Origin of the sequence: Thauera phenylacetica B4P, from assembly GCF_000310225.1 — a bacterium.
Classification (GTDB): Bacteria; Pseudomonadota; Gammaproteobacteria; order Burkholderiales; family Rhodocyclaceae; genus Thauera; species Thauera phenylacetica.
The window spans coordinates 1-13,111 of sequence record NZ_AMXF01000108.1; the positions used below are offsets into that span (position 1 = coordinate 1).

Sequence of the window (13,111 nt, forward strand, 5' to 3'; positions counted from 1 at the left end):
CGGCCGCGGTGCACCTGCCCTTCCTGCCGCGCGATGCGCGCATCGTGGATTCGACCGGCGCGCTCGAGCTGCGCCAGGTGCCGGGCAAGATGCTGGTGATCGGCGGCGGCATCATCGGTCTGGAGATGGCCACGGTGTACTCCACGCTGGGCGCGCGCGTCGACGTGGTCGAGATGCTCGACCGCCTGATGCAGGGCCCGGACGCCGACGCGGTCAAGGTGTGGGAGAAGCAGAACGCCCACCGCTTCGACAACGTCATGCTCAAGACCAGGACCGTGGCGGTCGAGGCCAGGGACGACGGCCTGTGGGTGAAGTTCGAGGGCGACAAGGCCCCCGCGGAACCCGTGCGCTACGACCTCATCCTGCAGTCGGCGGGCCGCTCGCCCAACGGCAAGAAGATCGGCGCCGAGAAGGCGGGCGTGATCGTCGGCGAGCGCGGCTTCATCCCGGTGGACGCGCAGATGCGCACCAACGTGCCGCACATCTTTGCGATCGGCGACATCGTCGGCCAGCCCATGCTCGCCCACAAGGCGGTGCATGAGGCGCACGTGGCGGCCGAGGTCGCCGCGGGTCACAAGGCGGCCTTCGACGCCACGGTGATCCCGGGCGTGGCCTACACCCATCCGGAAGTGGCCTGGGTCGGCTACACCGAGGCGCAGGCCAAGGCCGAGGGCAAGAAGGTAGACACCGCCAAGTTCCCCTGGGCCGCCAGCGGCCGCGCCATCGCCAACGGCGCCGACTACGGCTTCACCAAGCTGATCTTCGACGCCGAGACCCACCGCGTGATCGGCGGCACCATCGTCGGGCCGTCCGCCGGCGACATGATCGGCGAGGTCTGCCTCGCGATCGAGATGGGCGCCGACGCCACCGACATCGGCAAGACCATCCACCCCCACCCCACCCTGGGCGAGACGGTGGGCATGGCCGCCGAGGTGGCGCACGGCAGCTGCACCGACCTGCCGCCGATGCGCAAGAAGTAAGACCGTCTCGGCGCTTGCCGCCGCATCGGGGCGCCCCGCCGGTTTCCGGCGCGGGCGCCTTTTTCATGGGTGGCGCGAAGAGATGGGCGCGTGGCCCCCGCTCAGTGCGTCGGGGCGGTGCGGCGCAATCCGGCCTCGCCGCGGCGGCTGCGGACCGGTCGGGCGAGCTCCGCATCGTCGCCGCCATCCAGCGCGCGAGCGGCGGGGGGAATGCGCTCTGCGCCCTCGTGGGCGATGCGCTGCAAGGCCTCGAGGTCGGCGAGGTAATGCCGCTGCAGCCCGCGGCCGCCCTGCGGCACGAGCACGCCATCCTGTTCGAAGGCCTTCAGCGTGCGGCACACCGTCTCGGGCGTCTGCCCGAGGATGGAGCCGATCTCGGTCAGTTGCAGGCGGCGGATGCGCGCGCCCTCTCCGCAGTGCAGGCGCAGCAGCAGGCGGGCGAGCCGCATCCGCGCCGGCAGCACCCCGCTGGCGAGCTCGGCGATCCAGCCCTGGGCGTCGGACAGCGCGCGCTGCATCTGGCGCAGCACCTGCATCTGCAGCACCGGCCGGCGCTCGAGCACCCGCGCCAGCTTGTCGGCCGGAATGCGGCAGGTGCGCACCTCGTCGAGCGCGATCGCGCTGTGCGGACTGGCGTCGCCGCTCATCGCGTCGAAGCCGACGATTCCGCCGTCCTGCGCGAAGTGCACGATGCGCTCGTGCCCGGCGGCGTCGCAGCGCACCAGCTTGACGCCGCCGGAGACGATGAAGTGCAGGCCGTCGACCGGCTCGCCGCTGCGGTACAGCGCCTCGCCCGGCGCGAAGACGTGGCAGACGACGGGCACGCCGCCCGCGATCGAGGCGAGCGCGGTGATCGACCCGCAGGCCGCGGAGCCTTCGAGAACACACGACGCGCAGTCGTCCGCGCGCGCCGTGTCCTGGCAATGATGGATCCTGTTCATGGTTTCGCCCCCCCTCGGGACGAAGGATTCGATTTGCCGGACCACAGGCGGAGACCCCTCCCCGCCCGCGGCCCGGATGCGACGCGAGCGCGCTCAGTCGAGCGCCACCTGCGCCTTCAGCCAGAAGGTGCGGCCGGGTTCGTTGATGCGAAGATCCGTTACCTTCGCGGAACCGAAGTCCCAGCCACCTTTGCCGAGGTGCTCGCGATAAGTGCGATCGAAAACGTTGTCGACACCGGCCGTCAGCAGGGTCGTCTTGTTCGGGCGCCAGCCTGCGTTGAGCGCCAGGGTCGCGAAGCCCCCGGTCGGACCGAGGTCCTGCCCGTTCGCCACGATGCTGCCCGAGCCGATGTCGTAACGGTCCTGCTCCGACACCATCCGCAGCAGCGCACCGTAGGAGAACACACGGTTGTCGTACTCGACGCCGAGCTTCGCTTCGAGCGGCGGCTGCTGGGCGAGCGGCTTGTCGTCCGTATCGTTGCTGCCGCGCACCCAGGCGAGGGTTCCATAGGCTTGCCAGTTCGGCGCAAAGCGCCACGCGAGGTCGCCCTCGAGGCCATACACGGTCGCATCCACGTTGCGTACGTTGGCGGCCTTGTCGCTGACCCAGCGCAGCAGGATGTAGTCGTCGACCTTGCTGTAGAAGCCCGATACCGAGGCTGACCATTCGCCATGCGTCCAGTTCGCGCCAATGTCGAGTTGGGTGGTCTTCTCGGAATCGAGCGTGTCGAAAGTTCGTGCGTCGGGAACCACGATCGTATTGCCGGTGCGCATGTACTCCCAGTAATCGGGGAAACGCTCGGCGTGGCCGAGCCCGGCATACCAGGTACCCGCGCCGCCGGCGTAATCCTGCTCGAAACGCAGGAAGCCGCTGGGCAGCGTCTCGCTCTCTTTCACGCCACCCATCTTGTCGTTCGTGACCTCGTGGTCGTCGAGACGCAAGCCACCGATGACCCGGCGTACATCATCGAGGGCGTAGGTAGCCTCACCGAATACGCCATAGCGGTCGAAGCTCAGATCCCCCGTCCGCGGCTTCGAGTAGTAGTTCGTTCCATCGCGGAACGTGTGCTCGTCGGTCTTCATGTCTGCACCGAGTACGACCTGAACCGACTCAGTCGGTGTCAGCGTCACGGCAACCCGGCCGCCCTTGGTCTCGCGGTCGGGGTTGTTCAGCATCTTGATGCCCTTATGGGCGCGAAGGCTGTAGTTGTCCATCACATGGTCGATGTAGCTGTAATAGACATTGGCCTCGACCTTGTTCACCAGCGCGGAAACGTTGCGCTTTTCGAACTTGAGGCCGACGTTCTCGCGCTCAAACTTCGTCCCGTCCATTGCGCGGTCGGCGTAGGCCGCCTCGCCGTCCGAACGACCCGCGCTAAGCTCGATCAGGGTATGGTCATCCGGCGTCCAGCCCAAGGCGGCACTGGTGCTCCAGCGTGTGTAGAAGGAGTGTACCTCCTTCCCGTCGCCATCCTCGTAGTTGTCGCTATCGGAGCGCGTAGCGTTGGCGCGTGCATAGAAGTCCGGATTGCCGCCACGCGCCTCCAGGTATTGATCGTTGCGGCCGAAACTGCCGAAGGTGAGGCTGCCTTGAGCACTCCAGCCGGGTTCGGACATGCGCTGGATGTCACGCTCGAAGAGCACCACCCCGGCCGAACTGCCCGGCAAGTAAAGCACGCTCTGCGGCCCCTTCAGCACGGTCACGCGGTCATAGGACTCCGGGTAGATGTAGGCCGTGGGCGGATCCATGCGGCCGCCGCAGCCACCATGAATTTCCTGCCCGTCGAGCAGGATGCCGAGCCGCGAGCCCGACATCCCGCGGAAGACCGGATCACCGTCGGTACCGCCCTTCCGGATCACGGAGAAGCCCGGAATGCTCTTGAGCATGTCGGCGCCGTCGTGCGCCGGCAGGGGCTGGCGCGGGGCCTTGGGGTCGGTGGTGACGGTGAGCGGCGCCTCGGTGACCGGCGCGGTCACGACCACGCTGCCGAGCCGGGTTTCCTGGGCCTGGGCGAGGACCGGCAGCGCCATGGACACGGCCACGGCGAGCGGGAGGCGTTTGAAGATCCTGTTCATGTTGTTTTCCTGTTGCTGTTCAATGACGCGGGTGCTGCAGATGAGACGGGCTTGCCAGTGTTCAGTGATGCATCTTCATCGGCGCATTGAGCGGGCGCGCCGCGGCCTTGAGCTCGATCGTGGCGCGGCTGCCGTCCTTGTTCTCGATCGTCAGCGTGAGCGGGACCTCGTCGCCGACCTTCACCTGCTGCTTCAGGTCCATCAGCATCACGTGGTAGCCGCCGGGCTTCAGCTCGACGTCCTGGCCGGCGGGGAGCTCGAGGCCGGGGATGGGGCTCATCTTCATGACGTCCTTGTCCATGAACATCTCGTGGATCTCGACCACGCCGGCGACCGGCGAGGCGGCCGAAACGAGGCGGGCGTCGGTGTCGGACTTCAGGTGCATGAAGGCGCCGGTGGCCTTCTGCGCGGGCACGGTGGCGCGTACCCAGGGTTCGGCGACGATGACCTCCGCGTGCGCGACGGCGCTGCCGAGGAGGACGAGGGCGGCCAGCAGGGGGGCGGCCAGGAGCGGCTTTTGCATCGTGGTTCTCCGGTGGGTGGAGGATGGCGGTCCGCACGGCCGCGCGCCGACGCGCTCCGGAAAAGGAGGCATCGAACGCGGGCTTGCGTGCGCAGGACTCGCGCGACCGGCGGGCCGGCGGCGAGGACGGGACTTCAGGCGAGGGACGGGACCGCTACGGCGAACGCACGCGGCGTCCGCAAGTGCGCAGGGTCAGGCGAGCGCGGGGGGCGCGCGCGGGTGCGCCGGCGACCAGGCGAAGAGCGGCCGCGGGGCGACGAGGAAGAGCGTGGGCAGCACCGCTCCGCCGGCGACGGCGAAGGACGGCGAGGGCCCGGGGGCAGGCGGCAACGCGCTGCCGAACTGCGCGGAGCAGTAGGGGCAGTGGTCGAGCGAGGGGGCGGATTGGGCCGGGTCGGATTCGGAACTCACCGCACCGGTCTCGCCATAGAAGGCGGTCTCTTCGGCGGTGAGTTCCACCCACTCGACACCGGCTGCGGAACACAGCTGGACGAGGAAGCGGCCATGCTCGTCGGGTCCCATCGCCCGGCTGACCGCCGGCGCCAGCGCACTCATCGCCATCGCGAAGATCGCGATCCAGGCGTAGAGACGTCGGCAGAAGCGCTGCATGGGGGGATCGGATCCGTGGAAACCACAACGATGAGCGGGATTCTACCCGATCATCCCCCGCATAATTTGATCGCGGTCAGGTTTGCGCCGCTTGGCGGCCGATGCCTTCGTGCGCACGCACCCAGGCGACGAACTCCGTCAGCGGCAAGGCTGGGGCGTGCAGGAAGCCCTGGATGGAGTCGCAGCCCATGCCGGCGAGCAGCTCGGCGGTGTTGCCGTCCTCCACGCCCTCGGCGGTCACCTCGATGCCGAGGCGGTGCGAGAGGTCGATGATCGAGGCGGCGATCTCGCGGTCGCGCGCCGAGGCGAGCAGGTCGATGACGAAGCTGCGGTCGATCTTGACCTCCTGCACGGCGAGCCGCTTGAGCCGGCTCATGCCCGAGAAGCCGGTGCCGAAGTCGTCGATCGACAGCGCGACGCCGAGCTGGCGCAGGCGATCCAGGACCTCGGAGACGTTGCTGCCCGAGCTCTCGTCGAGCATGCTGGTCTCGGTGATCTCCAGGCACAGCCGCCCCGCCTCGAGGTTCCAGGTGGACAGCGCCTGGCCGATCAGGTCGGGCACCTCGGCGTCGTAGAGGTCGGTGGCGGAGAGGTTGATGGAGACATCGATCTCCAGGCCGTCCATGCGCAGCTGGTGCAGGATCTGCGCGGCCTGCTGGAACAGCCAGCGATTGAAACGGTGGCGCAGGCCGAGGCGGTCGATCAGGCCGATGACGGCCGGGGGCGGCACGAACTCGCCCGCGCTGTTGCGCCAGCGCAGCAGGGCCTCGGCGCTGCGGCACTCCGCGCTGGCGAGGTGCACCTTGGGCTGCAGCCAGAGCTCGAGCTCGGGGCCGCCCGAGAACGCCGTGCGCAGGTCGCGCTCGAGGAGGGCGACGTTGGGCGTGCTGCGCTCCATCGAGGGCTCGAAGTGCAGGCTGCCGCAGTCGGCGCGTCCGGCGACGAGGCCGGCGATGCGCGCCGACTGCAGCAGGTGGAAGCCGTCCTTGCCATGGTCGGGCGAGATCGCCGCGCCGCACACCACGCGCACCGGCAGGTCGAGCCCGTCGACCGCGAGCGGGCTGTCGTTGAAGGTCTGCTCGAAGCGCAGCATGCCGAGCGTGAGGACCGCGCTGCTGGCCAGGCGTGGCAGCACGATCAGCCACTCCTTGCCATCGACCGCGAAGAGGCTGTCGCGGCTGCGCAGCTGGGCGCGGATCTGGCGCTCCATGGCGCGCTCGAAGCGGCGCAGGTGCTCGAGCGGGAGGCGGTAGAGCGCCGCATCGGGCTGGGCGTAGAGCGAGATGACGCCCACGCCCTGCCCCTCGGTCCCGACCTCGGCCATGCGCGCCGAAACCTCGGTGAGTGCGGCGAGAAAGCCGGTCGGGATCAGCGAGTCCATGTTCAGGCGAGGAAGAAGTCGTTAGGGTCGATGCCGAAGGCGTTGGGCGGCAGCGCCTGCACGATGCGATAGGGCTCGCCGTCGGCGGTGTCGGGCTGCATCAGCAGGTCGAGGGTGCGCGGGAAACGCTCCACGCTCTTGTCGGGCGCGAGCAGCACGAGCACGCGCGGCTGCAGCCTCCGCACCTGGTTCTGCTGGATCACCACGCCGACCTCGCCGCTGTTGAGCTCGACGAGGGTGCCGATCGGGTACAGGCCGATGCACTGCAGGAACTGGTCGACCAGGGTGTCGCGAAACTGCGTGTTGCGCAGCTGGTTGAGCGTCTCCATGGCGCGCTGGCTGGAGACGGCCTCGCGATAGACGCGGTCGCGGGTCATCGCGCAGTAGGTGTCGATGATGCCGGCCATCTCCCCCGGCAGCGGGATGCTCATGCCTTCAAGGCCGCGCGGGTAGCCGGTGCCGTCGAAGCGCTCGTGATGGGCGGCGATGACCGCCAGCACCTCGGCGTCGAAGTCGCGGTGCGCCTGCAGCAGGCGCAACGTGTTGGTGACGTGGGCCTTGACGTGCTCGAACTCGCGCTCGTCTAGCGGTCCCGGCTTGCTGAGCAGGCCATAGTCGATCTGCACCTTGCCGATGTCCTGGAGCAGGCCGGCGAGGCCGAGCTGATGCACCTGCTTGCCGCTCAGGCCGACGAAGCGGGCGAACACCATCGCATGCACCGAGACGTTGACCGCGTGGTCGTAGGCGTACTGGTCGGTGCGCTTGAGGCGGGTGAGCCAGAGCAGCGCGTCGGGGTTGCGCTGCACGCCCGCGGCCATCTCGCCAACCAGGCCGTTGATCTGGGGGACGTCGATGGCGACATTGCTGTCGATCGCGAGCTGGGTCTCGCGCAAGGCCCGGTAGACGTCATCGACGATCGGCGCCGAGTAGAGCAGCTCGGACTCGAGCCGGCTGCGCCCATCCTCGCTGCGGATGCGCGGGATGTGCGGCTGGCGGCGGGTGTGGATCTTGCCCTTGAAGCCACGCGCGACCTTGATGAAGCGCTGCGCCTCGACACGTGATTCGACGACGTCGGGGTGCTTGCGCACGAGCCCGTCCTGGCCGCGCAGGGGGGCGTCCTTGTCGAAGACCTTGGCGCTGTACTGGTCGCCGATCGAGCGCGAGCGGTCGATCGTGACCGAGCGGCAGTACTTCTGCAGGGCCCGGAGCTGGTCGGGGTTCGCCAGCAGGAAGCCCTGCATCATGAACGGCGTCTCGGTCCACGGCCGGTCGATACCGACGACGAACATGCCGATCTTCAGTTCGCTCGTCGAAATCGTCTGGTTCAATTCCTGCCCCCATAGTGCTGTCCGCCCTCGGAGGCAGACCGAAACATCTTAACGGCTGTCCCTGCGTCCCCTTGAGCGAAATCGTCGCATCGACTACCCAGTCCGGGTGACCTCGACGCTCAGCCCAGCCAGGCCCGGGCGTTGCGGAACATGCGCAGCCAGGGCGAGGCATCGGGGCTGTCCTTGACCTGCCACTGCGGCGCCCAGGACATCTGCAGGGTGCGCGCGGTGCGCTCGGGGTGAGGCATCATGATCGTGAAACGCCCGTCCGCCGTGGTGAAGCCGGTCACACCGTCGGGCGAGCCGTTCGGGTTGGCCGGGTAGTTCTGCGCCGGGTGGCCGTGGTTGTCCACGTAGCGCAAGGCCAGGAGGGCGCGCTCGCGGTCGGCCTCGCTGCGGAACACCGCCCTGCCCTCGCCGTGGCTGACCACGATCGGCATGCGGCTGCCGGCCATGCCCTGCAGCAGGATGGAGGGGCTGTCGGTGACCTCGACCATCGCGAAGCGGGCCTCGAACTGCTCGCTGCGGTTGCGGTGGAAGGTGGGCCAGGCCTCGGCGCCGGGGATGATCGGGGCGAGGTGGGCCATCATCTGGCAGCCGTTGCACACGCCGAGCGCGAAGGTGTCGGCGCGACCGAAGAAGCTCGCGAACTCGTCGCGCAGGCGCGGATTGAACAGGATGGACTTGGCCCATCCCTGGCCCGCGCCGAGCACGTCGCCGTAGGAGAAGCCGCCGCAGGCCGCGAGGCCGTGGAAGTCGGCCAGGTCGATGCGGCCGGCCTGCAGGTCGGACATGTGCACGTCGACCGGGGTAAAGCCTGCGCGCTCGAAGGCTGCGGCCATCTCGAACTGGGAGTTCACGCCCTGCTCGCGCAGCACGACGACCTTGGGCCGCGCGCCGCTGGCGATGAAGGGCGCGGCGACGTCGTCCCTGACGTCGAAGGACAGGGCCACCGACAGGCCGGGGTTGGTGGCATCGGCCAATGCGTCGAACTCCTGCTGCACGCACTCGGGATCGTCGCGCAGCCTGGCGATGCGGTAGCTGGTCTCGGACCAGGCCTGCAGCAGCTCGACGCGGCTGGCGGAGAACACCAGCTTGGCGTTGCGGCGGAAGCGGATCTCGTCCTTGTCGTTGGGCTCGCCGATGAAGTGGTAGGCGAGCTTCGCCGCACGCAGCGCCTCGGTGATGCGCGAGCGCTCCTCGCGGCGGATCTGGATGACCGCGCCGAGCTCCTCGGCGAAGAGGCCGGCGAACAGGCGATCGTCGAAGCGGCCCTTGAGGGTGTCGGGCTTCTTCTCCAGGCCATCGACGTCCATCATGTAGGGGTCGTAGCACACGGTGTCGAGGATCAGCGACAGGCCGCACCTGGCAGCGAAGGCCATCTCGCACACGGTGGCGAAGAGGCCGCCATCGGAGCGGTCATGGTAGGCCAGCAGCAGGCCGTCGCGGCGCAGCTGCTGGATGGTCGCGAAGAAGGCCGCGAGCTGGGCGGTGTCGACGTCGGGCGCATGCTCGCCGACCGACTCGTAGGCCTGGGCGAAGGCCGAGCCGCCGAGGCGGTTCTTGCCGTTGCCCAGGTCGATCAGCAGCAGCTCGGTCTCGACGCCTTCCGGCAGCTGGAGCTGCGGGGTGAGCGTGTTGCGGATGTCCTGCACGGGGGCGAAGGCGGTCGCGATCAGCGACAGCGGCGCGACGACCTGCTTGTCCTCGCCGCCGTCCTGCCAGGCGGTGCGCATGGACAGCGAGTCCTTGCCGACCGGGATCGACAGGCCGGCGGCGATGCAGAACTCGGAGACGGCCTTGACCGTGTCGAAGAGCCGCGCATCCTCGCCGCGGTGACCGGCGGCGGCCATCCAGTTGGCCGACAGCTTGACGTCGCCCAGCTTGGCGATGTCCGCGGCGGCGATGTTGGTGATCGCCTCGCCGATCGCCATGCGGCCCGAGGCCGGCGCGTCGACGCAGGCCAGCTGCGTGCGCTCGCCCATCGCGAAGGCCTCGCCGCGATAACCCTGAAAGCTCATCGCGGTGACGGCGACGTCGGCCACTGGCACCTGCCACGGTCCGACGAACTGGTCGCGCGCGGTCAGGCCGCCCACCGAGCGGTCGCCGATGGTGATCAGGAAGCTCTTGCTGGCCACCGCCGGCACGCGCAGCACGCGCATCCCGGCTTCCTGCAAGTCGAAGTCGGTGGTGTCGAAGGGCGGCAGGTGCACCGCGCGGCGCGATACGTTGCGCGTCATCTTCGGCGGCTTGCCGAGCAGCACCTTCATGTCCATGTCCACCGGCTTGTTGCCGAAGTGGCGGTCGGACACGGTGAGGTGACCGTCGGCGGTGGCGGTACCGAGCACGGCGAAGGGACAGCGCTCGCGCTCGCAGAAGGCCTGGAACAGCGGCAGGCTCTCGGGCGCGATCGCGAGTACGTAGCGCTCCTGCGATTCGTTCGACCAGATCTCGCGCGGGCTCATGCCCGGCTCCTCGATGTGCACCTCGCGCAGCTCGAAGTGCGCGCCCAGGCTGGCGTGGTCGGCGAGCTCGGGCATCGCGTTCGACAGGCCGCCGGCGCCGACGTCGTGAATGGCGATGATCGGGTTCTTGTCGCCCTGCTGCCAGCAGGCGTCGATGACCTCCTGGCAGCGGCGCTGGATCTCGGGGTTGCCGCGCTGCACCGAGGCGAAGTCGAGGTCGGCGGTGTTGGTGCCGGTCGCCATCGAAGAGGCCGCGCCGCCACCGAGGCCGATGAGCATGCCCGGGCCGCCGAGCTGGATCAGCAGCGTGCCCGGCGGGAAGGTGGGCTTCTCGGCCTGCTGGGCCTGGATGCTGCCCAGGCCGCCGGCGATCATGATCGGCTTGTGATAGCCGCGCACCTCGCCCTGCACTTCCTGTTCAAACGTGCGGAAATAGCCGGCAAGGTTGGGGCGGCCGAACTCGTTGTTGAAGGCGGCGGCGCCGATCGGACCCTCGATCATGATGTCGAGCGCGGAGGCGATGCGCTCGGGTTTGCCGTAGGGCCGGCCGTTGGGTGTCTCCCAGGGCTGGCCGAAGTCGGGGATGTTGAGGTTGGAGACGGTGAAGCCGGCCAGGCCGGCCTTGGGACGCGAGCCGCGGCCGGTCGCACCCTCGTCGCGGATCTCGCCGCCGGCGCCGGTCGCCGCGCCCGGGAAGGGCGAGATCGCGGTCGGGTGGTTGTGGGTCTCGACCTTGGCGAGGATGTGGGTGTCCTCGTCGTGGTAGCGGAAGGCACCGTCGGCATCCGGGTACAGGCGGGCGATGCGCGCGCCCTCGATCACCGAGGCGTTGTCCGAGTAGGCCACCACCGTGCCTTCGGGGTGCGCCTTGTGGGTGTCCTTGATCATGCCGAACAGCGACTTCTCCATCGGCCGCGCGTCGATCACCCAGTCGGCGTTGAAGATCTTGTGCCGGCAGTGCTCGGAGTTGGCCTGGGCGAACATCATGAGTTCGACGTCGGTGGGGTTGCGCCCCATGCGAGTGAAGTTCTCGACCAGATAGTCGATCTCGTCTTCGGACAGCGCCAGGCCCAGCTCGCCGTTGGCCCTCTCCAGCGCGGCGCGGCCGCCGGCGAGGATGTCGACCGTGGTGAGCGGCTGCGGCTGGTAGTGGTGGAAGAGGGCCTCTGCCGCGTCGACCTTGTCGAGCACGGACTCCGTCATGCGGTCGTGCAGCAGCGCCTGCAGGGCGTGGTTGCCGTCAACCCCGCGCGCCTCGATCGAGTAGGCGACGCCGCGCTCGATGCGCACGATCTTGTCGAAGCCGCACTGGTGCGCGATGTCGGTGGCCTTGGACGACCACGGCGAGATCGTGCCCAGGCGCGGCACCACCAGGCGCAGCGTCCCGGACGGGGCGTCCGTGCTCGCCGGACGGGCATCGAGCAGATCGACCAGGCGCGCGAGCTCCGCCTCGTCGAGCGCAGCCCCGAGCTCGACAAAATACCAGTGCTCCGCGGCCAGCCCGGCCAGCTTGGGCAACACCTCGCCGGCAGCGCGGGAAAGACGTTCCAGACGGGAGGAGGACAGCGCCGGGGCGCCACGCAGCTTGAGGATCGAAGTCATGTTCTCGGGAAACCGGGTCGGATACGGGCAGTGCGGACAGGTCGCAGGGGAGGCAGCGAGGAACCCTGCCGGGCTGTTCGCGGGCAGTGCAACATTATAACCGAGCCCCTTCGGCAGTCCGGGCCGTTGTAGACTCACCGGCTCGATAAGCAAGAGGCCCGAAATGCCCGAAATCAACTACCTGTGGGCGCCCCCGGCGCCCATCTCCCTGCCCGTTCGCGGCACCGGCGCGCGCTTCCCGGTCAACCGCCTGTTCTTCGTCGGCCGCAACTATCAGGCCCATGCGCTCGAAATGGGTACCTCGGTGGACAAGGGCAGCATGCGCCCGGTGTACTTCACCAAGTCCTCCGCCAACCTCGCCCTCTCGGGGGCCACGGCGCCCTACCCGCCCGAGACCCGCGACTACCATCACGAGATGGAGCTGGTCGTGGCGATCGGCGAACCCGGCTTTCGGGTCGGTGAGTCGGCCGCGCGCCGCATAATCTACGGCTATGCCTGCGGCCTCGACATGACCCGGCGCGACCTGCAGGCCGTGGCCAAGGCCAAGGGCAACCCCTGGGACCTCGCCAAGAACGTCGAAAGCGGTGCCGTGTGCGGCGAAATCCAGCCTGCGGAAGGCCAGGTGCTGCAAAGCGGGGAGATCGTGCTGCGGGTCAACGGCGAGTTGCGCCAGCGCGCCGATCTTTCCGACATGATCTGGAGCATCCCCGAACTCATCGCGGACCTGTCGACCTACTACCACCTGCAGCCGGGCGACCTGATCTACACCGGCACACCGGAGGGCGTCGGCCCGGTGCAGCCCGGCGATCGCCTGGATGGTTCGGTGCAAGGCGCAGGCAAGATCGAGTTCGAGATCGGCGAGGCGGAATGAGCCTCGGAGGAAGGCCCGCGCCTGCATCGACTAGGCGGCGCGGCCTTCCTGCAGGAGCGGCGCCCAGGAACCGGCGGTTTATCACAAGAGACGGCCGGTTTCGGGTGCCGGAGCCGACGGCCACGTTTGCGCCCTGCGTGGTTCTTGCTCCGGAACGGAGGCGCGTTGTTTTCGTTCCTGAGCGGTGCGGACTGGGTGCAAGCGCGGGTGGTAGGCAGGCGTTTCTGGGCGCGTGTACGGCACAACGCCCCACGGCACAACGCCCCAGGCACGAAGAGGTGCGTGGGGCGTTGTGTTGTGGGTTAGTCTGACGATGACCTACTTTCACGAGGGCG

General features: G+C 68.7%; 9 protein-coding genes. 2 read left to right on the forward strand and 7 right to left on the reverse strand.

What is annotated here, in order from left to right; genetic code table 11:
• A partial coding sequence (locus C667_RS13680) for a dihydrolipoyl dehydrogenase family protein (RefSeq protein ID WP_004365905.1) occupies positions 1-980 on the forward strand: 980 nt, incomplete at its 5' end.
• A gap of 101 nt (positions 981-1,081) precedes the next feature.
• Here C667_RS13680 and C667_RS13685 read toward each other — a convergent pair.
• From C667_RS13685 to purL, 7 genes are all read right to left on the reverse strand, one after another.
• Positions 1,082-1,921: a Crp/Fnr family transcriptional regulator gene (locus C667_RS13685; RefSeq protein WP_004365907.1), complete on the reverse strand. Its 840-nt coding sequence runs from the start codon at positions 1,919-1,921 to the stop codon at positions 1,082-1,084.
• Positions 1,922-2,014: 93 nt separating this feature from the next.
• Positions 2,015-3,997 carry a TonB-dependent copper receptor gene (locus C667_RS13690; RefSeq protein WP_004365909.1) on the reverse strand — a complete coding sequence of 661 codons (1,983 nt, stop codon included), beginning with the start codon at positions 3,995-3,997 and terminating at the stop codon, positions 2,015-2,017.
• A gap of 61 nt (positions 3,998-4,058) precedes the next feature.
• Entirely contained in the window at positions 4,059-4,520 is a 462-nt protein-coding gene (locus C667_RS13695) for a copper chaperone PCu(A)C (protein WP_004365911.1), read from the reverse strand.
• A gap of 192 nt (positions 4,521-4,712) precedes the next feature.
• On the reverse strand, positions 4,713-5,129 hold the full coding sequence (locus C667_RS13700; RefSeq protein WP_004365913.1) for a DUF2946 domain-containing protein: 417 nt from the start codon (positions 5,127-5,129) through the stop codon (positions 4,713-4,715).
• Positions 5,130-5,205: 76 nt separating this feature from the next.
• A complete protein-coding gene (locus C667_RS13705; RefSeq protein WP_004365915.1) occupies positions 5,206-6,510 on the reverse strand; it encodes a GGDEF domain-containing phosphodiesterase in 1,305 nt (434 codons plus the stop codon).
• A 2-nt stretch (positions 6,511-6,512) separates the two neighbouring features.
• Positions 6,513-7,838: a cyclic di-GMP phosphodiesterase gene (locus C667_RS13710; RefSeq protein ID WP_004365916.1), complete on the reverse strand. Its 1,326-nt coding sequence runs from the start codon at positions 7,836-7,838 to the stop codon at positions 6,513-6,515.
• Positions 7,839-7,957: 119 nt separating this feature from the next.
• Complete coding sequence (gene purL / locus C667_RS13715; RefSeq protein WP_004365918.1) at positions 7,958-11,905, reverse strand: phosphoribosylformylglycinamidine synthase; 3,948 nt, start codon at positions 11,903-11,905, stop codon at positions 7,958-7,960.
• 163 nt (positions 11,906-12,068) lie between these two features.
• Here purL and C667_RS13720 point away from each other — a divergent pair, with 163 nt between their 5' ends.
• Positions 12,069-12,776: a fumarylacetoacetate hydrolase family protein gene (locus C667_RS13720; RefSeq protein WP_004365920.1), complete on the forward strand. Its 708-nt coding sequence runs from the start codon at positions 12,069-12,071 to the stop codon at positions 12,774-12,776.
• Positions 12,777-13,111: the final 335 nt, after the last annotated feature.

What these genes read in the sequence shown, in the direction of transcription:
- C667_RS13685 (WP_004365907.1), bottom strand. Translation starts at nt 1,921, where the DNA reads ATGAACAGGATCCATCATTGCCAGGACACGGCGCGCGCGGACGACTGC.
- C667_RS13690 (WP_004365909.1), bottom strand. Translation starts at nt 3,997, where the DNA reads ATGAACAGGATCTTCAAACGCCTCCCGCTCGCCGTGGCCGTGTCCATG.
- C667_RS13695 (WP_004365911.1), bottom strand. Translation starts at nt 4,520, where the DNA reads ATGCAAAAGCCGCTCCTGGCCGCCCCCCTGCTGGCCGCCCTCGTCCTC.
- C667_RS13700 (WP_004365913.1), bottom strand. Translation starts at nt 5,129, where the DNA reads ATGCAGCGCTTCTGCCGACGTCTCTACGCCTGGATCGCGATCTTCGCG.
- C667_RS13705 (WP_004365915.1), bottom strand. Translation starts at nt 6,510, where the DNA reads ATGGACTCGCTGATCCCGACCGGCTTTCTCGCCGCACTCACCGAGGTT.
- purL (WP_004365918.1), bottom strand. Translation starts at nt 11,905, where the DNA reads ATGACTTCGATCCTCAAGCTGCGTGGCGCCCCGGCGCTGTCCTCCTCC.
- C667_RS13720 (WP_004365920.1), top strand. Translation starts at nt 12,069, where the DNA reads ATGCCCGAAATCAACTACCTGTGGGCGCCCCCGGCGCCCATCTCCCTG.